General features: G+C 75.9%; 20 protein-coding genes. 9 read left to right on the top strand and 11 right to left on the bottom strand.

Translation table 11 applies throughout. The features are described 5' to 3' along the window. Nucleotides 1–255 precede the first annotated feature (255 nt). The 6 genes from IEX99_RS04360 to lexA all read left to right on the top strand — a co-directional run bounded on the left by IEX99_RS04360 (nt 256) and on the right by lexA (nt 5,347). Complete coding sequence (locus IEX99_RS04360) at nt 256–858, top strand: anthranilate synthase component II (protein ID WP_188898779.1); 603 nt, start codon at nt 256–258, stop codon at nt 856–858. Continuing rightward, the gene (gene trpD / locus IEX99_RS04355) at nt 845–1,888 is read left to right on the top strand and encodes an anthranilate phosphoribosyltransferase (RefSeq protein WP_188898778.1); all 1,044 of its coding nucleotides are present in this window, start codon (nt 845–847) and stop codon (nt 1,886–1,888) included. The genes IEX99_RS04360 and trpD overlap by 14 nt, the downstream gene beginning before the upstream one ends. Continuing rightward, a complete protein-coding gene (gene trpC / locus IEX99_RS04350) occupies nt 1,885–2,733 on the top strand; it encodes an indole-3-glycerol phosphate synthase TrpC (protein ID WP_456304519.1) in 849 nt (282 codons plus the stop codon). The genes trpD and trpC overlap by 4 nt, the downstream gene beginning before the upstream one ends. Before the next feature lie 14 nt (nt 2,734–2,747). Beyond that, nucleotides 2,748–3,239, top strand: coding sequence for a cyclic pyranopterin monophosphate synthase MoaC (gene moaC, locus IEX99_RS04345; protein WP_268237457.1), 492 nt, complete (start codon nt 2,748–2,750; stop codon nt 3,237–3,239). Nucleotide 3,240: 1 nt separating this feature from the next. Then, complete coding sequence (locus IEX99_RS04340) at nt 3,241–4,452, top strand: molybdopterin molybdotransferase MoeA (RefSeq protein ID WP_188898777.1); 1,212 nt, start codon at nt 3,241–3,243, stop codon at nt 4,450–4,452. A 139-nt stretch (nt 4,453–4,591) separates the two neighbouring features. Beyond that, entirely contained in the window at nt 4,592–5,347 is a 756-nt protein-coding gene (lexA, locus tag IEX99_RS04335; RefSeq protein WP_188898776.1) for a transcriptional repressor LexA, read from the top strand. A gap of 12 nt (nt 5,348–5,359) precedes the next feature. On the opposite strand, the gene IEX99_RS04330 is transcribed toward lexA, so the two are convergent. After that, nucleotides 5,360–7,642 carry a ComEC/Rec2 family competence protein gene (locus IEX99_RS04330; protein ID WP_188898775.1) on the bottom strand — a complete coding sequence of 761 codons (2,283 nt, stop codon included), beginning with the start codon at nt 7,640–7,642 and terminating at the stop codon, nt 5,360–5,362. A gap of 204 nt (nt 7,643–7,846) precedes the next feature. Between IEX99_RS04330 and gltX the strand changes: the two genes are divergently transcribed. Further along, a complete protein-coding gene (gltX, locus tag IEX99_RS04325; RefSeq protein ID WP_188898774.1) occupies nt 7,847–9,265 on the top strand; it encodes a glutamate--tRNA ligase in 1,419 nt (472 codons plus the stop codon). A gap of 128 nt (nt 9,266–9,393) precedes the next feature. On the opposite strand, the gene IEX99_RS04320 is transcribed toward gltX, so the two are convergent. After that, complete coding sequence (locus IEX99_RS04320; protein WP_188898773.1) at nt 9,394–11,589, bottom strand: sensor histidine kinase; 2,196 nt, start codon at nt 11,587–11,589, stop codon at nt 9,394–9,396. Between the two features lie 296 nt (nt 11,590–11,885). Between IEX99_RS04320 and IEX99_RS04315 the strand changes: the two genes are divergently transcribed. After that, nucleotides 11,886–12,875 carry a Bug family tripartite tricarboxylate transporter substrate binding protein gene (locus IEX99_RS04315; RefSeq protein WP_188898772.1) on the top strand — a complete coding sequence of 330 codons (990 nt, stop codon included), beginning with the start codon at nt 11,886–11,888 and terminating at the stop codon, nt 12,873–12,875. Nucleotides 12,876–12,887: 12 nt separating this feature from the next. Continuing rightward, nucleotides 12,888–13,868: a Bug family tripartite tricarboxylate transporter substrate binding protein gene (locus IEX99_RS04310; protein WP_188898771.1), complete on the top strand. Its 981-nt coding sequence runs from the start codon at nt 12,888–12,890 to the stop codon at nt 13,866–13,868. Nucleotides 13,869–13,877: 9 nt separating this feature from the next. Here the strand turns inward: IEX99_RS04310 and IEX99_RS04305 are convergent, their stop codons facing one another. Genes IEX99_RS04305 through bamA form a run of 9 tightly spaced genes read right to left on the bottom strand, consistent with a single transcriptional unit; the run spans nt 13,878 to nt 23,235 of the window. Further along, nucleotides 13,878–14,816: a DUF697 domain-containing protein gene (locus IEX99_RS04305; protein WP_188898770.1), complete on the bottom strand. Its 939-nt coding sequence runs from the start codon at nt 14,814–14,816 to the stop codon at nt 13,878–13,880. Beyond that, nucleotides 14,813–16,216 (bottom strand): YcjX family protein, encoded by a 1,404-nt coding sequence (locus IEX99_RS04300; RefSeq protein WP_188898769.1) that lies wholly within the window; start codon nt 16,214–16,216, stop codon nt 14,813–14,815. Before IEX99_RS04300 ends, IEX99_RS04305 begins: the two co-directional genes overlap by 4 nt. A gap of 33 nt (nt 16,217–16,249) precedes the next feature. Then, the gene (gloA, locus tag IEX99_RS04295; protein WP_188898768.1) at nt 16,250–16,657 is read right to left on the bottom strand and encodes a lactoylglutathione lyase; all 408 of its coding nucleotides are present in this window, start codon (nt 16,655–16,657) and stop codon (nt 16,250–16,252) included. Then, a complete protein-coding gene (locus IEX99_RS04290) occupies nt 16,654–17,544 on the bottom strand; it encodes an LpxI family protein (RefSeq protein ID WP_188898767.1) in 891 nt (296 codons plus the stop codon). The genes gloA and IEX99_RS04290 overlap by 4 nt, the downstream gene beginning before the upstream one ends. Continuing rightward, on the bottom strand, nt 17,541–18,398 hold the full coding sequence (gene lpxA / locus IEX99_RS04285; RefSeq protein ID WP_229677799.1) for an acyl-ACP--UDP-N-acetylglucosamine O-acyltransferase: 858 nt from the start codon (nt 18,396–18,398) through the stop codon (nt 17,541–17,543). The genes IEX99_RS04290 and lpxA overlap by 4 nt, the downstream gene beginning before the upstream one ends. Before the next feature lie 2 nt (nt 18,399–18,400). Then, nucleotides 18,401–18,883: a 3-hydroxyacyl-ACP dehydratase FabZ gene (gene fabZ / locus IEX99_RS04280; RefSeq protein ID WP_229677798.1), complete on the bottom strand. Its 483-nt coding sequence runs from the start codon at nt 18,881–18,883 to the stop codon at nt 18,401–18,403. A gap of 17 nt (nt 18,884–18,900) precedes the next feature. Next, nucleotides 18,901–19,971 (bottom strand): UDP-3-O-(3-hydroxymyristoyl)glucosamine N-acyltransferase, encoded by a 1,071-nt coding sequence (lpxD, locus tag IEX99_RS04275; protein ID WP_188898765.1) that lies wholly within the window; start codon nt 19,969–19,971, stop codon nt 18,901–18,903. A 16-nt stretch (nt 19,972–19,987) separates the two neighbouring features. Then, on the bottom strand, nt 19,988–20,863 hold the full coding sequence (locus IEX99_RS04270) for an OmpH family outer membrane protein (RefSeq protein WP_188898764.1): 876 nt from the start codon (nt 20,861–20,863) through the stop codon (nt 19,988–19,990). A 20-nt stretch (nt 20,864–20,883) separates the two neighbouring features. Then, nucleotides 20,884–23,235 (bottom strand): outer membrane protein assembly factor BamA, encoded by a 2,352-nt coding sequence (gene bamA / locus IEX99_RS04265; protein ID WP_308421469.1) that lies wholly within the window; start codon nt 23,233–23,235, stop codon nt 20,884–20,886. Nucleotides 23,236–23,245: the final 10 nt, after the last annotated feature.

The raw sequence follows: 23,245 nt of genomic DNA, 5'->3' as shown, positions 1-23,245 counted from the left end.
GGCGCGCCGATCCGCCCGCAACGCCGCCCCGGCGCCGGCCTGCCGGCGGCGGAACGGCCGCGCGGCCGCCGCGCCACGAAGGGCGAACGCATCGCAGCGCCCCCGCTCGGTCCGCCGTCCCCCCGTCGAGACCGCGCGGGCCGGCCCGGGCCTCGCACCCGCAACGGCGCTGCCCCTGCGCTGCGCCCGCCGCAGGGCGTCCTCCCGGGTCCTCGCTTGATTCCTGCCGCGCGGCGGGACAAGGATCACGCCAGCATGATCCTCCTGATCGACAATTACGACAGCTTTACGTTCAATCTCTACCACTTCCTCGGCGATCTTGGGGCGGTGGTCGAGGTCCGGCGCAACGACGCCATAGACCCGCAGGGCGCCCTCGCCCTGCGGCCGGAGGCGATCGTGCTCTCCCCCGGCCCCTGCACGCCGAACGAGGCGGGGATCTGCCTGCCGCTGATCGGCCTCGCGGCGGAGGCCGGCATCCCGCTGCTCGGCGTCTGCCTCGGCCACCAGGCGATCGGCCAGGCCTTCGGCGGACGGGTGGTGCGCGCGCCGGAGCCGGTGCACGGCAAGGTCTGGGACATCCACCACGCCGGCACGGACGTCTTCGCCGGCCTCCCCTCGCCCTTCCGCGCCACGCGCTACCACTCGCTGGTGGTCGAGCGCGCCACGCTGCCCGCCGACCTCGCCCTGACCGCCTGGACCGAGGACGGCCTGGTCATGGGTCTCGCCCACCGCACGCTGCCGCTCTGGGGCGTGCAGTTCCATCCGGAGAGCATCGCCTCGGCGCACGGCCACGACCTGCTCTCCAACTTCCTCAAGCTCGCGGGCGTGCGGACCCTGCAACCCATTGTCGCAGCCTGACACCTCGCTGCGCCCGGTCCTCGCCCGCCTCGCCGACGGCGAGCGGCTTGCGGAGTCCGAGGCCGAGCATGCCTTCGGCATCATCATGGCCGGGGAGGCGACGCCCGCGCAGATCGCCGGCCTGCTGATGGCGATGCGCGTGCGCGGCGAGACGGTGGCCGAGATGACCGGCGCGGTGCGCGCCATGCGCGCGCGCATGCTCGCCATCGAGGCGCCACCCGGGGCGATCGACATCGTCGGCACCGGCGGCGACGCCGCCGGCACGCTCAACATCTCCACCGCCGCGGCCTTCGTCGTCGCCGGCTGCGGCGTGCCGGTGGCGAAGCACGGCAACCGCGCGCTCTCCTCCCGCTCCGGCGCGGCGGACGCGATCGCGGCGCTCGGCATCAACCTGGAGACGCCGATCGAGCGGCTCGCCGAGGTGCTGCGCGAGGCGGGGATGGTGTTCCTGATGGCGCCGCGCCACCACGCCTCGATGCGCCACGCGGCGGGGCCCCGGGTCGAGCTCGGCATCCGAACGATCTTCAACCTGCTCGGCCCGCTGGCCAATCCCGCCCGCGTGCGGCGGCAGATGACCGGCGCCTTCGCGCCGCAATGGCTGCGCCCGATGGCCGAGGCGCTGGGCCGGCTCGGCACCGAGCGCGCCTGGGTCGTGCACGGCCAGGGGCTCGACGAGCTCACCCTCGCGGGCGAGAGCCAGGTGGTGGAGATCCGTGACGGTCGCCTGCGGGAGTTCACCGTCTCCCCGGAGGAGGCCGGCCTCCCCCGGGCGCCCGCCGCCGCGCTCAAGGGCGGCGATCCGGCGGAGAACGCGGCGGCGCTGGTCGCGTTGCTGCAGGGTGCGCCGGGCCCTTACCGGGACGTGGTGCTGCTGAACGCCGCCGCCGCGCTCGTGGTGGCCGGCCGGGCCGCGGACCTGCGCGAGGGCGCGGCGCTGGCCGCGCGGGCCATCGATTCCGGCGCCGCGGCCGCGGTGCTCGAGAAGCTCAGGAAAGCGTGCACCCCCCCCGAGGCCAGAGGCCAGACATGAACGCCCCCCTGCTCCGCGCGGCCCCCGCCGAAGCGAACGAGCGCAAGACCATGCCCGACACCCTGGCGCGCATCCTCGCCGACAAGCAGGAGGAGGTGCGCGAACGCATGGCCGCCACCCCTCTCGCCGAGATGGAGGACCTGGCGGCCGCCGCCGAGGCGCCGCGCGACTTCATCGGCGCGCTCTGCGCCCGCGTCGCCGAGATGCGAGTCGGGCTGATCGCGGAGATCAAGCGCGCCTCGCCCTCCGGCGGGCTGATCCGCGACCCGTTCGATCCGGCGGCGCTGGCCAGGGCCTACGAGGCGGGCGGCGCCTCCTGCCTCTCGGTGCTGACCGATGCCCGCTATTTCCAGGGCGCGCCGGAGCACCTGGTCGCGGCCCGCGCCGCCTGCGCGCTGCCGGTGCTGCGCAAGGACTTCCTGATCCACCCCTGGCAGGTGTTCGAGAGCCGCGCCATGGGCGCGGACTGCATCCTCCTCATCATGGCCGCCCTCTCCGACCAGCAGGCGACCGAGCTCGAGGCGGTGGCGCGCTCCCTCGACATGGCGGTGCTCGCCGAGGTGCACGACGAGCGCGAGCTGGAGCGCGCGCTGGGGCTGGAGACGCGGCTGATCGGCATCAACAACCGCGACCTGCGCACCCTGACCACCGACCTCGCCGTCACCGAGCGCCTGGCGCCGCTCGTCCCCGCCGACCGCATCCCGGTCGCCGAGAGCGGCATCCGCACCCCCGACGACGTGCGCCGCATGGCGGCGGTCGGCGCGCGCTGCCTGCTGGTCGGCGAGCACCTGATGCGCCAGCCCGACGTGGCCGCGGCCGCGCGGACGCTGGTGGAGGCGCTCTGAGCGGCCCCCCCGGCGTGAGCGACGAACGCGAACAGGGCCGGCTGACGCATTTCGACGCGGCCGGCCGCGCCGCCATGGTGGACGTCTCCGCCAAGCCGGTGACGGAGCGCGTCGCGGTGGCGCGCGGCCGCGTGGTGATGGCGCCGGCCACGCTCGCGCGCATCGAGGAAGGCACGATGGGCAAGGGCGACGTGCTCGGCGTCGCGCGCATCGCCGGCATCATGGCCGCCAAGCGCACGAGCGAGCTGATCCCGCTCTGCCACCCGCTGATGCTCTCCCGCGTCGCCGTGGACCTCGTTCCCGCCCCGCCGGACGCGGTGGAGATCGAGGCCACGGTCAAGCTCGCCGGCCAGACCGGCGTCGAGATGGAGGCGCTGACCGCCGTGACCGTCGCCGCCCTGACCGTGTACGACATGTGCAAGGCCGTGGACCGCGGCATGCGCATCGAGGCGGTGCGGCTCGTCCGCAAGTCCGGCGGCAAGTCCGGCACCTACGAGGCGCCCTGAGATGCTCTCCGTCGAGGAGGCCCGCGCCCGCATCCTCGCCGCGCTGGCGCCGACCGCGCCGGAGACCGTCTCCCTGCCCGAGGCCTGGGGCCGGGTGACGGCGGAGCCGGTCGTCGCGCGGCTGACCCAGCCGCCGGCCGACGTCTCGGCGATGGACGGCTACGCGGTGCGCGCGGCGGACGCGCAGGAGGGCGCGCGGCTGCGCGTGATCGGCAGCGCGCCCGCCGGCCGCCCCTTCGCGGGCGCGGTCGGCCCCGGCGAGGCGGTGCGGATCTTCACCGGCGGCTTCCTCCCCGCCGGCGCCGATTCGATCCTGCTGCAGGAGGACGCCGAGGCCGGCGCCGACGGCATGGTGCTGGTGAAGGAGACGGTGCGGCACGGACGCTGGGTGCGCCGGCGCGGCCTCGACTTCGCCGAGGGCGAGGCGGTGATCCCCGCGGGCCGGCGCCTGAGCGCGCGCGACATCGGCCTCGCCGCCGCCTCCAACCACGCCTGGATCGCGGTGCACGCCGCGCCGCGCGTCGGCATCCTCGCCACCGGCGACGAGATCGCGCTGCCCGGCGACCCGATCCCGGCCGGGGGCATCGTCAGCTCCAATGCCCACGCCCTCGCCGCCCTGGTGCGCGCGGGCGGCGGCGCGCCGGTGGTGCTGCCGATCGCGCCCGACGACACCGCCGCCATCGCCGCCGCCGCCCGGGCCGCGCAGGGCTGCGACCTGCTGGTGACGACCGGCGGGGCGAGCGTGGGCGACCACGACCTGGTGCAGCAGGCGCTGGGGCCGGAGGGATTCGCGCTCGACTTCTGGAAGATCGCGATGCGGCCGGGCAAGCCGCTGATCTTCGGCCGGCTCGGCCGCACGCCGGTGCTCGGCCTGCCCGGCAATCCGGTGAGCGCGCTGGTCTGCGGCGTGCTCTTCCTCCTCCCCGCCCTGGCGCGGCTCTCCGGCCTTCCCGGCGATCCGCCGCGCACCCGGCGCGCCGTGGCGGGCGCGCCGCTGGCGGCGAACGACCGGCGGCAGGACTTCCTGCGCGCCCGGCTCGAGGAAGCGGCCGAGGAGGGCCCGCCGGTCGCCACGCCCTTCCCGGTGCAGGACAGCTCGATGCTGGCGACGCTGGCGCGGGCGGATGCGCTGATCCTCCGCCCCCCGCACGCGCCGGCCCTGCCGGCGGGAGCGCCGGTGGAGGTGATCGTGCTGGGCGAATTGGGGCTTTGATACGCGCGCCGAAAGAAACCATTTGACGGCGAGTCGCGAACTTATGTAGAACGGGCTCCGGTTGCCGGTTTGTTCGCCGCGGAAGCGCCGGCCGCCGCCTGGCCGCCCCGGAATCCGGCCGGAGAGAAGGAGTCCGCGCATGCTCACGCGCAAGCAGCTCGAGCTGCTCATGTTCATCGACCGCCATCTGCGCACGACCGGCTTCTCCCCCTCCTTCGAGGAGATGAAGGACGCGCTGAAGCTGCGCTCGAAGTCCGGCATCCACCGCCTGATCACGGCGCTCGAGGAGCGCGGCTTCCTCCGCCGCCGGGCCCATCGCGCCCGCGCGCTCGAGGTGATCCGCCTGCCGGAGCACGTCGCGCCCCGCCAGGCGGCACCACCCGCCGCGGCCGAGCCGGCGGCGGCGCCCGCGCCGGCCCTGCCCGCGCCCGCCAGTGCCTTCAGCCCGAACGTCATCCACGGCCGGTTCGCCCCGAACCTCAGCGGCGTCGCGAAGGCGGCGAACGAGGCCGCGGCGGTGCACCTGCCGCTCTACGGCCGCATCGCCGCCGGCGTGCCGATCGAGGCGCTGCGCGATTCCGGCGCCAGCGTCGAGGTCCCGGCGGCCATGCTCGGCAGCGGCGAGCACTACGCGCTCGAGGTCTCCGGCGATTCGATGATCGAGGCCGGAATCCTCGACGGCGACACGGTGATCATCCGCCGGGGCGACACGGCGGAGAACGGCGCGATCGTCGTGGCCCTGGTGGACGACAACGAGGTCACGCTGAAGCGCCTGCGCCGGCGCGGCAATTCGATCGCGCTGGAAGCGGCCAATCCGCGCTACGAGACGCGGATCTTCGGACCCGATCGGGTCAGGGTGCAGGGCCGGCTTATCGGGCTGCTGCGGCGGTATTGAGCGGGGCAACCGCTATTCGACCTGCGCCAACGGCTCCGTCGGCGCGCCGCGCGGGCGCGGTTCCGGCGGCACCCAGGGCCGCTCGCCCCGCCAGGCGCGGTCGGAGACCACTCGCGCCCCGTCGCGCTCCAGCCAGACCGCGTGCGGCCCGTCGCGCCAGACGCTGAATCGGTCGATCACCGCCGCACCGCGGCAGCGCATCCGCAGCGGCTCGGCGGCGACCACCACCGCGGCGCCGCCGGCGCAGGCCTCCGCCAGCGCCGCGCGGCGCTCCGCCTCCCCGGCGCCGCCGGGCGCCGCGCGCACCAGCAGGGCGCCCGCGCTCCCCTCCCACGGCCGCAGCATGCAGGCGACCGGCGTGCAGCGCACCGCCCCGTCTGCCGCATCTCCCGCCATCGGGAAGCGCTGCGCCGTTTCGGGCGCCATCCCCCAGCCGCGCAGCATGGCATCGCGCATGAAGGCGGAGCCGCCAGGCACGCGCTCGAGGAATGTCTCTCCCCGATCGGCGAGGTGTAGCGCGATCAGCCGCGCATCGGCCGAGACCAGCAGATCCGGCCGTCGCTCGAACGCTCCCGCCGCGAGGCCGAGCGCGATCACCGGCACGCCCAGCGCCCGCCATCCGGTGCGCCAGAGGCAGAGCCACGCCATCCCGAACGCCGTCACCGCCAGCCCCCAGGCCGGCATCGGCGCCATGGGCCGCGCCGCGCCCGGCCACGAGGCCACCTCGCGCGCCACGGCCAGGATTGCCTCCACCCCCCAGCCCATCGGCACCAGCGCCGCGCCCTCCAGCCCGAGGGGCATCAGCGCCACCGCCGCCATGCCGGCCGGCATCACCAGAAGCGAGGTGAGCGGCACCGCCACGACGTTCGCCGCCAGGCCGTAGAGCTGCAGGCGGCCGAAGTGGTGCAGGCCGAAGGGGGTCGTCGCCGCCCCCGCGATCAGGCTCGTCGCCGCCCCGCCCGCCAGCCAGAGGACCGCCATTCCCGCCGCGCGTCGCCACGGACCGGCGCCGGCTCTCGCCAGCCGTGCCGCCGCGAGGCGCGGGCGCAGCCACTCCCAGCCGGCGACCAGTGCGAGCACCGCAGCGAAGCTCATCTGGAAGCTCGGCCCGAGGAGCTGCGCCGGATCGAGCAGCAGCACCGCCGCCGCCGCCAGCGCCAGCCCGCGCGGCGACAGCGCCCGGCGACCGAGCAGGATGCCGAGCGTGACCAGCGCGGCCATGGCGAAGCTGCGCCGCATCGGCACCTCGGCGCCGGCGAGCAGCATGTAGAAGCCGCCCGCCGCGAGCGCCGCCACCGCCGCGGCCGCCCTGGACGGGATGCGCAGCGCGAGCGCGGCCGGGAGCGCCGCGGCGAGCAGCCGGGCCAGCCCATAGGTCGCGCCCATCACGATGGTGAGATGCAGGCCGGAGACGGCGAGCAGATGCGCAAGACCCGCATCGCGCATCGCCGCGATCGCCTCGGACCGTATCGCGCTGCGCCCGCCGGTCAGCAGCGCCGCCGCGACCGCGCCGGCCTCGCCGGGGATGGCCGCGATCGTCCGGGCCTCGATGCGCGCGCGCAGGCCGGCGAAGGGCGGCGCGTCGCCGGCGGCGGGCGTCACCTGCGCCGGCCCGAGAGCGAAGCCGCCAGCGCCGAGGCCGGAGAAGTATGCCGCGCGCTGGAAGTCCCAGGCGCCCGGATAGGCCGGGGCGGAGGGCGCCCGCAGCAGCGCCCGCACCGTCACCCGGTCGCCGGGCATCGGCCGCGCCGGGTCGTCGCGCCGCAGCCGCACCCGGACCAGCCGCGCCAAAGGCGGCGCAGCCGCCAGCGCCGGCGGGGCGCCCGCCGCGCCGTCCAGCCGTGCCCCGGCGAGGACGATGCGACGCCCCTCCGGCAGCAGCGCGACGGACTGCACGACGCCCGTGACCACGACCGCGCGGGCCGGCAGCGCGAGCGGCGCCGGCTGGCGCGCCGCATGCCAGGATGCCGCGGCGAAGCCGAGCGCCGCGGCGGCCAGAAGTCCCACCCCCCAGGCGAGGTGCCGCTGGCGCGGGGCGAGCAGCAGCGCGAGGACCAGAAGCGGCAGCGGCAGCCAGCGCCAGCCCGCCCCCGGCTCGCTGCGCAGGCCGAAATAGACCAGGATTCCCGCCCCGAGCGCCACCGACAGCCACGGCGCGAGCCGCCCGCGCTCCGCGGCGAGGCGCCCGCCCGCTGCGGCCGCCAGCCGCTCGGCGAGCGCGCCGAGGCGCGCCGCAAGCCCCGCGTGGCCGGGGCGGGCACCCGAATCGCCAAGAAACGTGCCGGCGCCAGACATGAATTCAACTAACGCGCGCATGACTGTGGAGGGAAGCGCCGCCTGCCTGGGCGGGCGCCGCGCGACCGCCCTCCCCTCCCCCGGGCGACCTCACGCGGCGCTGACGACCCGCCCGGGCGCCGGTCCCCGCGGCGCGATGGGGGGCGGCGTGACCTCCCCGCCCGGCCGGGCTAGAGGAGCGACCCTTTCCAGGGGCCGCCGCTCATGACCGTCCGCACGCGCTTCGCTCCCTCCCCCACCGGGTTCCTCCACATCGGCGGCGCGCGCACCGCGCTGTTCAACTACCTGTTCGCCCGCCGCCACAACGGCCGCTACCTGCTGCGCATCGAGGACACCGACCGCCAGCGCAGCACGCCGGAGGCGGTGCGGCAGATCCTCGACAGCCTGGAGTGGCTCGGCCTCTCCCCCGACGAGCCGCCGGTCTTCCAAAGCACGCGCGCGGCGCGCCATGCCGAGATCGCCCACGCCCTGCTCGCCATGGGCAGGGCCTACCTCGCCTTCGACACGCCCGAGGAGCTGCAGCAGATGCGCGAGCAGGCGCTGCGGGAGGGCCGCCCGCCGCGCTACGACGGCCGCTGGCGCGACCGCGACCCGTCCGAGGCGCCGCCGGGCGTGAAGCCGGCGATCCGCCTGCGTGCCCCGCGGGAGGGCGAGACGGTGGTCAAGGACCTGGTGCAGGGCGAGGTCCGCGTCGCGAACAGCGAACTCGACGACATGATCATCCTGCGCAGCGACGGCACCCCGACCTACCTGCACGCCGTCGTCGTGGACGACCACGACATGGGCATCACCCACGTGATCCGCGGCGACGACCACCTCACCAACACCTTCCGGCAGTGCCAGATCTACGACGCGATGGGCTGGCACCGGCCGCACTTCGCCCACGTCCCGCTGATCCACGGCCCCGACGGCACCAAGCTCTCCAAGCGCCACGGCGCGGTCAGCGTGCTCGAGTTCCGCGAGCAGGGCTACCTGCCAGAGGCGATGTGCAACTACCTGCTGCGCCTCGGCTGGGGCCATGGCGACGAGGAGGTGGTGCCGCGCGAGCGCGCGATCCGCATCTTCGACCTCGCCGATATCGGCCGCAGCCCGAGCCGGATGGACTACGCGAAGCTCACCCACCTCAACGGCATCTACCTGCGCCAGGCCGACGACGACCGTCTGGTCCGCGAGGTGCTGGAGCGGTTCGCGAAGCGCAACGTGCTGTTCGGGCCGGAGGGCGCGCAGCGCGTGCGGCTGCTGATGCCCGAGCTGAAGCAGCGCGCGCGGACGCTGGAGGAGCTGGCGGGCGCCGCCGCCTTCGCCGTGACCGACGGGCCGCCGCCGATGGACGCCAAGGCCGCCGCGCTGCTGACGCCGGAGGCGCGCGCGCGGCTCGCCGACCTCGCGCTGTTCCTCAACGACGCGCCGTGGGAGCGCAAGGACCTCGAGGCCTGGCTGCGCGACTATGCCGACGTCAAGGGCGTGAAGCTCGGCGCCATCGCGCAGCCGCTGCGCGCGGCGCTGACCGGCAGCACGCAGAGCCCGCCGATCGATGCGGTCCTGCACGCGCTCGGCCGCACCGAGGCGATCGCGCGCATCCTCGCGGCGGCGGAGCCGGCGCAGGGGTCGGCGACGGCCTGACCGGGCGGGCCGGCTTCGCGCCGCGGCTAGGGCAGAGCGCGGACGGCTGGAACCGGCCGGGAGCGTGAATCGGCTCGGTAAACAGCGAGCGAGAGCCGCGCAGCGGGCACCGCCGAGCGAAAACGGCTCTAGGCCGCCGTAGGGACCGCGGCCCCCGCCGCGTCGTCCTGGTTCGCCGGCGGGGGAGCGACGGGCATGGCGTCAGCCGCAGCCGCGCCGGTCGCGGGCGGCATCACCGCCTCGATGGTGCAGACGACACCCGTCGGCGGGAACTCGATGCGCGCCTGCCCACCGAGGTCGTGCGCCAGGCTGCGCTCGATGAGCCGCGAACCGAAGCCCCTGCGGGCCGGCGGCGCGACCGGCGGGCCGCCCGTCTCGGTCCAGCGCAGCCGCAGTCGGCGCTCGCCGTCGAGCGTCCACGCCACCGCGACGCGCCCGGACTCGCACGAGAAGGCGCCGTACTTGACCGCATTCGTCGCCAGCTCGTGGAAGGCAAGGGCGAGGGTGAGCGCCGCCCGCGGCGGCAGCGCGACGGGCGGCCCCTCGATGCGCAGGCGCTCGGGATCGGCGGGACTGAGCGGCGCCAGGGCGGCGCGGACCAGTTCCTCCAGCAGCGCGCCCTCCCAGCAGGTGCGCGTCAGGATGTCGTGCGCCGCGGCGAGCGCGAGCAGGCGCTTCTGCAGGACCTTGCGCGCCTCCTCCGTGTCGGCGGCGTTGCGCAGCGTCTGCACGGCGATGGCGAGCACCGCGGCGAGCGTGTTCTTGACCCGGTGGTTCAGCTCCTCGATCAGCAGGCGCAGATGGGCCTCCTGCCGGCGCAGCGCCGCGGCGTCGCGCACGCGGTCGGTGACGTCCACCATCGCGACGGTCGCGCCGACGATCCGCCCCGCGGCGTCGCGCAGCGGCTCGGCCGTCACGTCGTAGTGGCCGGCGCCGCCCTCGGGCGCGGTGAAGGTGAAGTCGGCGCGCGCGCCGGCCCCGGTCTCGATCGCCCGGCGCTTGAACGCCATCAGCGCGGCGAGCTCCTCCGGGCGGCCGAAGTCCAGCTCGTCGTCGCGCCGGCCGAGCACATGGGCCAGGTCGTCCTCGCCGCGCGGATTGGCGATCCAGGTGTAGCGCAGCGCCTCGTCGCAGGCGTAGACCGTGATCGGCGCGTGCAGCAGCGCGACGCGGAAGCGCTCGCCGGTGAGGCGGAGCGCGGCGGCGGCGGCGGCGCGCTCCGCCTCCCGCGCACGCAGCTCGCGCGCGGCGTCGGCGAGGGCGGCGCCGACCTCGTTCGCCTCGCGCAGCGGGGTGGCCAGCGCCGCCACCGGCGCACCGGTGCGCACCGCCTCGGCCGCGCCGGAGAGCGCGTGCAGCGCGCCGGTCAGGCGCCGGCCGAGGCGCAGCGCCGCGAGCAGCCCGATCGCCAAGGCCGCGGCACCGAGGCCGCCGAGAACCGCAAGCGCGCGGCGCAACGGCGCCTCCAGCGCCGCTTCGGGCACGTTGATGCCGACCCACCAGCCGGGGGCGGCCTCGAGCCGGCGATAGGCCAGCAGCGCCGGGACGCCCTCGCGGCCTCGGCCGAAGGCCACGCCTCCTTCGCCCCCCGCGCGCAGCGCATCGGTGAGGATGAGCGACCGCTCGCCGACCGCGCGCTCCGCGTCCCGGCTGCGCGCCACGAAGACGCCCCGCCCGTCCAGCACGCCCGTCACCGCGCCGGGGATGACCGCCGGCTGCGTGTCGAGAAGGATGTCCTGCACCCGCGCGGCGGGCAGCACGACGCCGAGGACCTGGGCCGCGCCGCCGCCCTCGGCAGCCCGCGCCGGCACCAGCACCGCGAAGCCGGGCCGTCCCTCCCCGCCGCCGTTCTCGAGGTCCGAGACCGCCGGCCGGCCGGTCCGCGCCACCTCCGCCTCCGCCTCGCCCAGGCGGCCGTCGGCGGCGGGCGGGCCGGCGCCCCAGGGGAGGCCCGTGTCGACGAGCAGCCGGCCGGTCGCGACGTCGCGCAGCGTCACCCGAGCATCGAGCATGCGGGCGGCCGCCGACGCGCGGCGGTGGAAGCCGGCGAGATCGCCGTGCCGCAGTGCGTCGGAATCCGCCAGCATGCGCGCGATGGTGCGCACCTCCGCGAGGTCGCGCTCGACCGCCGCCGCCACCTCGCGCGCCGCGCCGCTCGCCTGCGCGACGATGCGGGCCCGTTCCGTCTCGGCGAAGCGCCAGACGGCGATGCCGGCGAATCCCAGCATCGGAAGCAGCACCGCGAGGACGAGCAACGCCAGATGGGCGCGGACCGAAAGCCCCCCTCCCATCGGCGCGCGCCGGGACTCTGCGCTGGCCGACATTTCGCGTCCTAACCGATGCGCGCGAGTCTGGCGGAGCGGCGAGGGCGGTGCAACATGACGCAGCAGGGGAACCCCCGCGACCCTTCACGGTCCCGTGACCCGCCATGGGCGCGGCACGCGACGGCGCTGCGCGGCGCCGTCGCCATGACCCCCGGCGCACCGACGCCGCGCGACGCGCAACTTGCTGGCGAGAGACCGGCCGCGACGCTCCTTCCGGATGCGGTCGCGGCCGCCTATCGTGCCGCGCCGACGCGGCGCGAATCGCGACGCCGCCATGGCCGATCCGGAGGAACGTCATGGGCTTCACGCCGACCCGCAGGGCCGCGCTCGCCGCGGCCGTCGCCGCGCTCGCCGCGCCGCGGCCGTCCGCGGCGCAATCCGGCGACTACCCGAACCGCCCGGTCCGCATCATCGTCCCCTTCCCGCCCGGCCAGGCCGCCGACCTCCTCACGCGCCTCGTCGCCGACGAGCTCTCCCGGCGCTGGCCGCAGCGCGTGGTGGTGGAGAACCGCGGCGGCGGCGCCGGCGCCCCGGGCGTCGAGGCCGGCGCGCGCGCCGCGCCGGACGGCTACACCCTCACCACCGCCACCTCCGGCACCTTCGGCATCAACCCGAGCGTGCTGCCGCGCCTGCCCTACGACCCGGAGAAGGACTTCGCGGCGATCAGCGGCGTCGCCATCGTGCCGCTGATCGTGATCTGCCATCCCTCCTTCGCGGCGCGGACGATCGGCGAGCTCGCCGAACAGGCGCGGGCGCGGCCCGGCGCGATCGACGTCGCCTCCGCCGGCCCCGCCACCTCGCAGCACCTGTCGGCGGAGCTGCTGCAGCTCCGCACCGGCCTGCGCTTCAACATCGTGCACTACCGCGGCAGCGGGCCGGCGGTGACCGACCTCGTCGCCGGCAACATCCCGGTGATGTTCGACAGCGTCGCGAGCGCGCTGCCGCACATCCGCGCCGGGCGCGCGCGGCCGCTCGCCGTCACCACGGCGCAGCGCGTGCCGCAGCTTCCGGATGTGCCGACGCTCGCCGAGACGCTCGCCCCCGGCTACGAGTCGGTGGGCTGGACCGGCCTGGCCGCGCCGGCGGGGACGCCGCCCGAGATCGTGCGCAGGATCAACGCCGACGTGGTGGCGATCCTGCGCGAGCCCGCGGTCGTCGCGCGCATGGCGGAGATGGTCACCATCCCCCAGCCGACCACGCCGGAGGAATACGCCGCCTTCATCCGCAACGAGATCGCGAAATGGCGCGAGGTGGTGCGCGCGGCGAACGTGCGGCTGGAAGGGTGAGGAGGAAGGCCGATGCGACGCCGCCGCGCCCTCCTCGCCGCCGCCCTGGCCGCGGCGGCCGCCCTGCCGGCGCGCCGCGCGCGCGCCCAGCGCGCCTTCCCCGAGCGCCCCGTGCGCATCGTCGTGCCCTACGGGCCGGGCGGCAGCAGCGACATCGTCGCGCGCATCCTGGCGCAGCGCGCGACCGAGGCGACCGGCCAGTCCTTCCTGGTGGAGAACCGCGGCGGCGGCGCCTCCATCCCCGGGACCCAGGCGGTCGCCACCGCGCCGCCGGACGGCTACACGATCGGCACCGCCGACAACGCGCTGGTGGTCAACCCGGCCCTGTTCCGCGAGCGGCTGCCCTACGACACGGAGCGGGACCTGACCGCGCTCGGCCTCGCCGTCACCGCGCCGCTGCTGCTGCTCGCGCACCCTTCGGCGCCGGCGCGCAGCGTGGCCGAGGTGCTGGCGGAGGCGCGGGCGCGGCCGGGCGGCCTCGCCGTCTCGCACGGGGGGATCGCGACGCCGACGCACCTCGCGGCGGTGCAGCTCCAGCTCGCCACCGGGCTGGAGTTCAACCTCGTCGGCTACCGCGGCGGCGGGCCGCAGCTCACCGGGCTGGTGGCGGGCGAGGTGCCCTACGGGCTCGTCGCCATCTCCTCCGCCTTCAACCACGTCCAGGCCGGGCGGCTGCGGGCGCTGGCCATCACCTCCCAGGCGCGCAGCCCGCAACTGCCGGAGGTGCCGACCATGGCCGAATCCGGGCTGCCGGCCGTGGACCTGGTCGGGTGGTGGGGCTTCATCGCGCCGGCGGGCGTGCCGCCGCACATCGTGCAGAGGCTGCACGCCGTGCTGGTCGCACCGGCGCGCGAGCCGGCCATCCAGGCGCGGCTGGAGGGGCTCGGCTACAGCGTCGTCGCCGGCAGCCCGGAGGACTACGCCGCGCGGATCCGGCGCGAGATCGCGCAGTGGCGGGAGATCGTGGCGCGGGTGGGGATCAGGGTCGAGTAGCGCGGCCCCTCACCGCGGCGGCACGATCCGGCACGCCTCCGAGGCGGCGCGCGCGAGGCGCAGCATGCGCCGCGCCGCCACCGCGCCGGCCGCCGCCTCGCCGGCGAACTTCTCCAGGAGCGGGTTGGTGAGCAGCGCGCGCGCCGCGGCGTCCACCGCGACGTCGGTCGCGGCGACCGTCGCGGCATCGAACAGGGTGCGGCGCAGCAGCGCCGCCGTGCCGGCGACGCCCGGCCGCAGCCCGTGCAGGGCGGCGACCTGGCGCACCAGCCGCACGCCGCGCCAGGCGAAGATCAAGGCGTCGAGCGCCGCCGAGGGGCTGACCGCCGTCACCGCGAAGGCCTGCAGCGCCGCCGCCCGGCCGAGCGCCTGCGCCTGCGCCTCCAGCGCCGCGAGCGGCCCCGCCTCCAGGATCGCGCGCAGGCTGTCGGGGTCGTTGCAGCCGCGCAGCGCCGGCAGGACCGACTGCGCGGCGGGCACCTCGGCCGCCCAGCGCAGCGCCTCCTCGCGCGCCGTCGCGTGGTCGCCCCGGGCGAAGGCGGCGCGGGCGCGGTCCACGCTGCGCAGGCCGGCGAGGCCGCGGACCTCGCGCCACAGCGCGGCGCCGATCAGCCCGTAGCCGGCGCCGGCGACGCCGAGCGTCAGCACGCCGAGCCAGGTGGCGCGCGCGAACTGCGCCGCAACGAAGTTCGCCGCCTCCAGCGCCGAGAGGCCGAGCACCAGCACGCCCGCCCCGGCGCCCAGCAGGCCGAGCGTGGACCAGGCCGTCCCTGGCCGGAGCCGCGCCACGGCCGCCGGCGCGACGGTGCGCTCCCAGCCGAAGTCGAGGCGCGGCGCCGGCGGGCCCTCGGCGCCGCGGGGCGGGGGCGCGGCGGCGCGCGGCGGCGCCCCGCCCTCCTCCAGGATCACCCGCGGCCCGCGCGGCGGCGCGCCCGGCGCTTCGCTCACAGCAGGTCTCCGATCAGCCAGGCCAGCAGCGTGTCGAGGCCGAGATGCGGAACGCCCGCCGCGCCGTGCGGATCGAGCCGCGGCGGCCGGAAGGCCGGCATCTCGAACATCCGGCCGTGCCGCCAGAACTCGGGCCCGGGGCGGCGCATCGGCACCTCGCCGGGATAGACCTTGGCGCTGCGCCCGCTCTCGAGAAGGACGCCGCGCACGGCGCCGACCGGGCGGCCCTCCAGGGTCGCCACGTCGTCCTCGGTGCAGCGGATCGCGGCCAGCGCATGCACGCCCGTCTCCGCCCCCGCCGCCAGCGCCCGCTCGCGCGGCGCCGCGGTGAGGTCCTCCAGCAGCGCGGCCAGCGCCTCGCGCTGGCGCGCCGGCACGTGGTCCGCCTTGGTCGCGACCAGGGCGACGCGGCGCACGCCCTGCCCGGTCAGCCGGTCGAGCCAGGAGCCGCCATAGCGCAGCGCGGCGGCGATCTCGGCCAGCGCCTCCGCCGTGTCGTCGAACGCCTCCTGCCCCTGGTGCAGCGCGGCGAGCACGTCCACCAGCACCGCCTGGCGGTCGAAGCGGCGGAAGAAGGGCTCGAAGAAGGCGGCGCGCTGGTCGGCGAGGTAGGCGTCGTAGCGCCGGGCGCAGAGCTCGGCGAGGCCGCCGCCCCCGGGGCGCGGCAGCGGGAAGAACCACATCAGCGGCGCCTCGCCGCGCGGGCCGGGGTTGAGGAACCGGCCGGGCTGGAGCAGGCGCAGCCCGTGCCCGTCGCGCGCCGCGCGCAGCCCGTCGCGGTAGAGGGCGAAGCCGCGGCGGGAGAGCGGGTCCTCCGCCGGCGCGCCCTCCGGCAGGGCGTCCACGAATTCGAGGAACGGGGCGAACGCCGCCGCGCGCGAGCCGCGCCGCAGCCGGGCGAGCGTCGCCGCCGACCACTCGGCGTAGGACTGGCGCAGCATCGGCAGGTCGAGCAGCCACTCCCCCGGATAGTCGAGCAGCTCCAGCGTGACGCTGCGCGCGCCGAGGAAGCCGCCGAACCAGGAGCGGCGGTCGAGCTCGAGCGTCAGCGCCAGGGTGGAGAGGTCCTCCGTCCGCGCCGGCCAGCGCGGCGGATCGGCGGCGAGGGCGGCGAGATGCGCCTGCGGATCGAAGCGCGGCACCGCCTCCACGCCCGCCGGCAGGACGCGCGCGCGCCGCAGCCGCCCGCCCGAGGCCGCCTCCAGCGCCGGCAGCGTGCGCAGCCCGGCGCCGGCGGCGAGCAGGTTGGCGACCAGGGAGGTGAGGAAGACCGTCTTGCCCGCGCGCGACAGGCCGGTGACGGCGAGGCGCACCCGCTCCTGCCCGAGCAGCGCGAGCGCCGCGTCCTCCGCCCCCGCGAGCGCGTCGCGCAGGAAGCCGAGCGGGTCGGGCGCGGGCACGCGGAGGCCGCGGCGCGGACGGCCGGGCGGGCGCTAGGCCCGCTCGATCAGCTCGATCTTGTAGCCGTCCGGGTCCTCGATGAAGGCGATCACCGTGGTGCCGAACTTCACCGGCCCGGGCTCGCGCGTGATCTTCACGCCCTCGGCGCGCAGGCGCTCGCAGGTCGCCTTCACGTCGGGCACGCCGATCGCGAGGTGGCCGAAGGCGGTGCCCATCTCGTACTTCCCGACGCCGTAGTTGTAGGTCAGCTCCAGCACCGTGTTCGACGCCTCGTCGCCGTAGCCGACGAAGGCTAGCGTGTACTTGCCCTCCGGCACGTCGCGCCGGCGCAGCTCCTTCATGCCGAGCAGGCGGGTGTAGAAGGCCACGCTGCGGTCGAGGTCGCCGACCCGGATCATGGTGTGCAGGAAGCGGCCGCCGGTCGTCGTTCCGCTGCTCATGGCGCCGTGGTCTCCTTCATGGCGGGATCCTCTGGGTCTATCGCGGTCAGGAACAGGCCCGCCTCCTCCGCCGCCGCGACGATGGCGGGGCGGTCGAGGATGATGGTGCCGCCGGCCTCCACCGCGATGCCGCGCAGCCCGGCCATCGCCGCCTCCTCCACCGTGGCGAGTCCGACCGTCGGCAGGTCCACGAGGCGGCTCTGGCCGGGCTTGACCAGCTTGACCAGCACGCCGCCCGCGCCCTCCCGCGCCAGGTCGCGGCAGCGCCGGATCAGCGCGTCGGTTCCCTCGATCGCCTCGACGCCGAGCACGAGGCCCTGCTGGACCACCGCGGCCTGCCCGACATCCGCCGCGCCGAGGGCGCGCACCACGGCGACGCCGCGGCGGATGTCGGCCATCGCCTGCTCGTCGGGGGCGCGCTTCGTCATCAGCCCGGGCGGGGCGAACAGATCGTCGAGGAAGGCCTGCGCGCCCACCACCTCGAACCCCTCCTCGGCGAGCACGCGGATCACGGCGGAGAGCAGCGTGTCGTCGCCGCCGAAGGCCTTCGCGCCGATGCGGGCGAGCAGCATCGCGCCCGCGGGGTCCGGGCGCAGCGCGAACAGCGAGGGCCGCGACACGCGCCCGGCGAGCACGAGCTGGCGCACGCCGCGCTCGCGCAGCAGCTCGATCATCCGGCCGGCGGCGCCGAGGCGCAGCACGACCTTGGGGATGCTGCCGAAGGGGCCCGGGTCGCCGTGCCCCCCGATGACGATGACGAAGACCTCGCGCCCCGCGGCGACGGCGGCCCTGGCGACGCGCACCGGCAGCTCGCCGGCGCCGGCGATGATGCCGAGCGGGCCGGCGGCCGCGGCAGCCGGTGTCGCGGGAGCCGCCGCGTCGCTCACCCTTCGCCCTCCTCGCCGGCCTCCTCCTCGGGCGCGGCGCGGCCGACGCGCACCAGGCCGCGGCGCGACGGGGCGCGGATGAAGGCGAGCATCTCGGCGACGGCGGGATCGCCGGCGAAGCGCGCCTCGACCGCCTGCTGGCGCTCGGCGAAGACGCCGGGGTCGTGGAACAGCATGCGGAAGGCGGCGCGCAGCGCATGGATCTGCGCGCGCGGGAAGCCGCGGCGCTTCAGGCCGATCAGGTTGAGGCCGATCAGCCGCGCGCGGTTGCCCATGGCGGAGCCGAAGGGGATCACGTCCGCCTCGACGCCGCTCATGCCGCCGATCACGGCCTGACGGCCGATGCGCACGAACTGGTGGATCGCGGTGCCGCCGCCGACGAAGACGGTGTCGCCGATCTCGACGTGGCCGCCGAGCATGACGTTGTTGGCGAGGATCACGCGGTCGCCGAGGACGCAGTCGTGCGCGACGTGGGCGACCGCCATGATCATGCAGTCGGCGCCGACGCGCGTGACGCCCTGGCCGCCGACGCTGCCGCGGTGGATCGTCGCGTGCTCGCGCACCAGGGTGCGGGGGCCGATCTCGCAGCGCGTCGGCTCGCCCTTGTACTTGAGGTCCTGCGGCGCGAGGCCGACGCTGGCGAAGGGGAAGATCCGCGCGCCGGCGCCGATGCGGGTGATGCCGTCCACCACCACATGGGCGACGAGCTCGACCCCGTCCTCGAGCGTGACGTCGGGGCCGACGACGCAGCCGGGGCCGATGCGGCAGCCGCGGCCGATCGCCGCACCCGGGGCGACGGCGGCGCTCGGATGGATCTCCGACAGGGCGGGAGGCGCGTGGCGGGCGTCGTCCACGCTCAGCGGTCCAGGATCATCGCGGAATAGGTCGCCTCTGCCACCACCTTGCCGTCCACCTTCGCTTCCGCCGAGAATTTCCAGATGTTGCCGCGCTGGCGCTCCTTGCGCACGTGGACCCGCATCTGGTCGCCGGGCACCACGGGCTTGCGGAATTTCGCGTTGTCCACGGTCATGAAGTAGACGAGCTTCCCCTCGGCCTCGGGCCCGAGGGTCGCGACGACGAGCACGGCGGCGGTCTGGGCCATGCTCTCGATGATCAGCACGCCGGGCATCACCGCCATGGCCGGGAAGTGGCCCTGGAAGTAGTGCTCGTTGATCGAGACGTTCTTGACCCCGACGGCGGAGACGCCGCGTTGCACCTCCACCACGCGGTCCACGAGGAGAAAGGGGAAGCGGTGCGGGATCGCCCGCATGATGCGGGCGATGTCCCAGGCCTCGAGCGCGGCACCGGCCGTCGGCGGCGCCGCTTCGTCTGCGCGCATCGCGTCGTCCATGCCGTTCAGCCCGCCTCCTCCCCGCCGCCCGTCCCGGCCGCTGCCTTGCCGTCGCCGCCGCCGGCCAGCCGGCGCAGCCGCGCCACCGCCCGCCAGAACTCGCGCACCGGCCAGGCCGGGCTGCCGAGCACGTCGGCCCCCGGGGGGACGTCGTTGATCACGCCCGCCTGGGCCCCGACCCGCGCCCTCGAGCCGATCGAGAGATGGCCCACCAGCCCCGCCTGCGCCGCAACGACCACGAAATCCCCGAGCGTGGTGGAGCCCGAGACGCCGGCCTGCGCCACGATCACGCAGCCCCGCCCGGTGCGGACGTTGTGCCCGATCTGGACCAGGTTGTCGAGCCGAGTGCCCGGGCCGAGCACGGTGTCGTGGCCCGAGCCGCGGTCCACGGTGCTGTTGGCGCCGATCTCCACCCCCTCGCCGAGGATGACGCGGCCGAGCTGCGGCATCGTCACGTGCTCGCCCGCGGCGGTGGTGGCGAAGCCGAAGCCCTCGTTGCCCACCCGCGCGCCGGGATGGAGCACCACGCGGTCGCCGGCGAGGCAGTGGCTGATCGAGGCGTGGGCGTGGATCCGGCATCCCGCGCCGAGCACCACCCCCGGCCCCACCACCGCGTGCGGCCCGATCACCGAGCCCGGGCCGATGCGCGCGCCGGCGCCGACCACGGCGTAGGGGCCGATCTCGCAGCCCTCGCCGATCTCGGCGTCCGCCGCGACGACCGCGGTGGGGTGGATGCCGGGGCGCGGCGGCGGCTCCGGGTGGAACATCGCCGCCACGCGCGCGTAGCCGAGGTAGGGCGCGGCGGCGGCGATCGCGATCGTGCCGGCGGGAACCCGGTCGGCCATGTCCGGGTGCAGGATCACGGCCCCGGCGCGGGTGGCGCGCAGCGCCTCGGCATAGCGGCGGTTGTCGAGGAAGCTCACCTCGTCGGGGCCGGCCGACTGCAGCGGCGCGACCCCGACGAACAGGCGCGCCGGGTCGGCGGGCGCGCCCCGCACCGTTCCGCCCGCCGCCTCGACCACCGCCGCGAGGCTGAACGGACCCGCCCGCAGGAAGAAGCGCGGATCGGCCGGCAAGGGACGCCGCCGCCGGTCAGTTCCGGCGCTGCTGCTGCGCCGGCCGCTGCTGCGCCGGGCGCTGCTGCGCCGGCTGCTGCGCCGTCTCGGCCGGGCGTGGCGGCTCCCCGGTCCCCTCCGGCGCGATGGCGACGCTGCGCAGCCGCTCGTTCAGCTTGTCGGCGACCTCGGCCGTCAGGTCGAACTGCGGCTGGTTGAAGATCACGACCGGCGCGGGCAGCACGAGGTTCACGCTGCGGCTCTCGGCAACCTGCGTGATCACCTCCACCAGCGCCTGCTCCACCTCGGAGAGGGCCTGCTGCGCCGCCTGCTCAATGGCGCGCTGGCGGTCGCGGAAGATGCGCTGGGCGTCGGTGACGCGGTCCTGCAGGTCGCGCTCGCGGCTGCGCAGCTGCTCGGGCGAGAGGGTGGCACGCTCGGCGCCGAGGCGCTGCTGCTCCTCGCGCCAGAGCTGTTGCTCGCGCTGCAGGTCCTCGTTGAGCCTGGCGCGGCGGCGCTCGATCTCCTCGCGCACCTGGGCGTGGGCGGAGGACACGCGCAGCACCTCCGGCACGTTCACCAGGCCGATCACCGGGGTCGGCGGCGGCTGGCCGGGCGGCAGCGGCGCCGGCGCGTCCACGCGCGGCTGTGGCGGACGCTGCTGGGGTGGCCGCTGCTGCGCGGGGCGCTGCTGCCCGGCGCCGCTCTGGCCCGCGCGCTGCTGTCCGCCGGGCACGAACCATTCCGGCTGCGCCTGCTGCGCCAGGGTCTGCGCCCGGGCCGGGCCGGCGGCGACCCAACCAAGGCCGAGCGCCAACGCCGCCGCGGCAAGCCCCCGGCGGAGCCCCGCCCGTCGCGAGACGCTTCTGGGGCCCGCCGCGGCGCGGCAGACGAAGGGAAGGCGGAACGACATGGGCGATATCCTGGCTGGTGCTAGAACCGGGTGCCGAAGCCGAGGCGGAAGATCTGCGTGTCGTCGTAGTCCTTCTTCACCACCGCCTGGGCAATATCAATGTTGATCACGCCGAAGGGGCTACGCCAGGAAACCCCAACGCCGACGCCGACCCGCGGGCTCCCGTCGTCGCGCACGGTCGGGCCGCTGATCGAGGAGGGCAGTCCGGAGAGCGAGCCGATGTCCACGAAGGCGCGACCCGAGAGGCCGACCTCCTGCGGCAGCGGCAGGGGGAAGCGGAACTCCGTGCTCTGCGTCCAGATGAAACGGCCGCCGAGCGTGTCCCCGGTGAGGATGTCGCGCGGGCCGGCGCCGCCGATGGCGAAGCCGCGCAGGTTCTCGCCACCGAGGAAGAACCGGTCCACGATGCGGTCCTCGCGGCCACCGAACGGCTCGAGGATGCCGACGCCCGCCGAGACGGCGATGACGTAGTCGGGATCGCCGAGCAGGCGCTCGAGCGGAATGTAGTAGGCCCCGTCGAGGCGGCCGCGGACGTAGGCGACGTCCCCCCCGAGCCCCGCGAGATCGACGCCGAGCCGCACCACGTATCCCGAGCGTGGCTCGATCCGGCTGTCGCGGCGGTCGTAGGTCAGGGTCTGGCCGATCTGGGAGAGCAGCGTCTTGCCCCGCTGCTCCTGGATGAACCGGCTGGCATCGGGCTGGACGTTGTAGACGTTGCGCTCGACCAGCGTGTAGGCCCACGACTGGCGCAGGTGCTCGTTGAACTCGTAGCCGATGCGCAGTGCGCCGCCATAGCGCCGCTCCTCGTAGGAGGCGATGGTCAGCAGGTTGCGCTGCACCGCGAAGAGGTCGAAGCCGGCGGCGAGGTTCCGCTCGAGGAAGGCCGGGTCGGTGACGGAGATGTCCACCTGGCTGCGCCGCTGCGCCAGCGTCAGGTTGATGCGCGCGTCGATGCCGGTGCCGAGCAGGTTGCGCTCGCGCAGCCCGAGGTCGGCGAGGAAGCCCGCGTCGGTCGCGTAGCCGCCGCCGAAGGAGAGTTCGCCGGTGGCGCGCTCCGTGACCTCGGTGTTGAGCACCACCCGGTCGGGCGCGCTGCCCGGCGTGACGGTGATGTCGGCGGCGGAGAAGTAGCCCAGCTCGCGGATCCGCTGGCGGGAGCGGCGGATCTGGGCCGGGATGAAGGGATCCCCCTCGGCGAGGCGGAACTCGCGCCGGATCACGCGATCGAGGGTGCGGGTGTTGCCGGTGATCTCGATGCGCTCGATGTAGGCGCGCGGGCCCTCGCCGATCTCGAAGGTGAGGTTGATGCGCCGCGCCTCCCGGTCGCGCTCGACGCGCGGCGTCACCTCGACGAAGGGGAAGCCGCGCATCTGGATGGCCTCGGCCAGGGCCTGCTCGGCCCGCTCGACCGCGTCGCCGTCGTACCACTCGCCCTCGGAGACCGGTATCACGCCGCGCACCGTCTCGGCATCGAAATTGCGCAGCCGGGAGACCAGCTCGACCCTGCCGATCCGGTAGCGCGGCCCCTCGTCAATGGTGTAGGTGACGAAGAAGCCGGAGCGGTCGGGCGCCAGCTCGGCGGTCGCGCCCGTCACCTGCACGTCGGCGTAGCCGTTGCGCAGGTAGTAGCGGCGCAGCAGCTCGCGGTCGAAGTTCAGCCGGTCCGGGTCGTAGGTGTCGGCAGTGGTGAAGGGGCGGTACCAGGCCGCCTCGCGCGTCGCGATGATCTCCTTCAGCCGGCTGTCGGAGAAGGCGCGGTTGCCGACGAAATTGATGCGCGCGACCAGCGCCGCCTCGCCCTCGACGATCTCGAACACCACGTCCACGCGGTTCTGGTCGAGCTCGATGATCTTCGGCTCCACCTGCGCCGCGAAGCGCCCGCGCCGGGCGTAGAGCTCGAGGATGCGGTTGCGGTCGGACTGCGCCGCGGCCGGGGTGAAGACGGCGCGCGGGCGGAGCGTCACCTCGCCGCGCAGCACGTCGTCCGAGACCCGCCGGTTGCCCTCGAAGGCGACGCGGTTGACGATCGGGTTCTCCACCACCCGCACGATCACCCGGTTGCCGTCGACGCCGATCTCCACGTCGCGGAACAGGCCGGTGGCGAAGAGGGTGCGCAGCGACCGGTCGAGCCGCTCCGGGTCGATCGGGTCGCCGGGCTGGAGCAGCATGTAGCTGCGCACCGTGTCGGCCTCGATGCGCTGGTTGCCCCGCACCTCGATGGCCTGGACGGTGCCCGCGGGCGCCGCCGGGCGCTGCTGGGCGGCGGGGGACGGCGCCGCGGGCCGGCCGCGCTGCTGCGCCTCCGCCCCCGGCGGGGCGACCAGGACGAGCGCGAGGGCGAGCGGGAGGAGAGCGCGGAGCAGGGCTTGCAAGCGACTCGGA

Source organism: Caldovatus sediminis, from assembly GCF_014644455.1.
Classification (GTDB): domain Bacteria; phylum Pseudomonadota; class Alphaproteobacteria; order Acetobacterales; family Acetobacteraceae; genus Caldovatus; species Caldovatus sediminis.
The sequence above is the reverse complement of the archived record's forward strand: the minus strand, read 5'-3'. Positions and strand labels throughout refer to the sequence as shown.

Excerpts from the sequence above, each read along its gene's own strand:
- IEX99_RS04360 (WP_188898779.1), top strand. The coding sequence starts at position 256 with ATGATCCTCCTGATCGACAATTACGACAGCTTTACGTTCAATCTCTAC.
- trpC (WP_456304519.1), top strand. The coding sequence starts at position 1,885 with ATGAACGCCCCCCTGCTCCGCGCGGCCCCCGCCGAAGCGAACGAGCGC.
- IEX99_RS04340 (WP_188898777.1), top strand. The coding sequence starts at position 3,241 with ATGCTCTCCGTCGAGGAGGCCCGCGCCCGCATCCTCGCCGCGCTGGCG.
- lexA (WP_188898776.1), top strand. The coding sequence starts at position 4,592 with ATGCTCACGCGCAAGCAGCTCGAGCTGCTCATGTTCATCGACCGCCAT.
- IEX99_RS04330 (WP_188898775.1), bottom strand. The coding sequence starts at position 7,642 with ATGTCTGGCGCCGGCACGTTTCTTGGCGATTCGGGTGCCCGCCCCGGC.
- gltX (WP_188898774.1), top strand. The coding sequence starts at position 7,847 with ATGACCGTCCGCACGCGCTTCGCTCCCTCCCCCACCGGGTTCCTCCAC.
- IEX99_RS04320 (WP_188898773.1), bottom strand. The coding sequence starts at position 11,589 with ATGTCGGCCAGCGCAGAGTCCCGGCGCGCGCCGATGGGAGGGGGGCTT.
- IEX99_RS04315 (WP_188898772.1), top strand. The coding sequence starts at position 11,886 with ATGGGCTTCACGCCGACCCGCAGGGCCGCGCTCGCCGCGGCCGTCGCC.
- IEX99_RS04310 (WP_188898771.1), top strand. The coding sequence starts at position 12,888 with ATGCGACGCCGCCGCGCCCTCCTCGCCGCCGCCCTGGCCGCGGCGGCC.
- gloA (WP_188898768.1), bottom strand. The coding sequence starts at position 16,657 with ATGAGCAGCGGAACGACGACCGGCGGCCGCTTCCTGCACACCATGATC.
- fabZ (WP_229677798.1), bottom strand. The coding sequence starts at position 18,883 with ATGCGCGCAGACGAAGCGGCGCCGCCGACGGCCGGTGCCGCGCTCGAG.
- IEX99_RS04270 (WP_188898764.1), bottom strand. The coding sequence starts at position 20,863 with ATGTCGTTCCGCCTTCCCTTCGTCTGCCGCGCCGCGGCGGGCCCCAGA.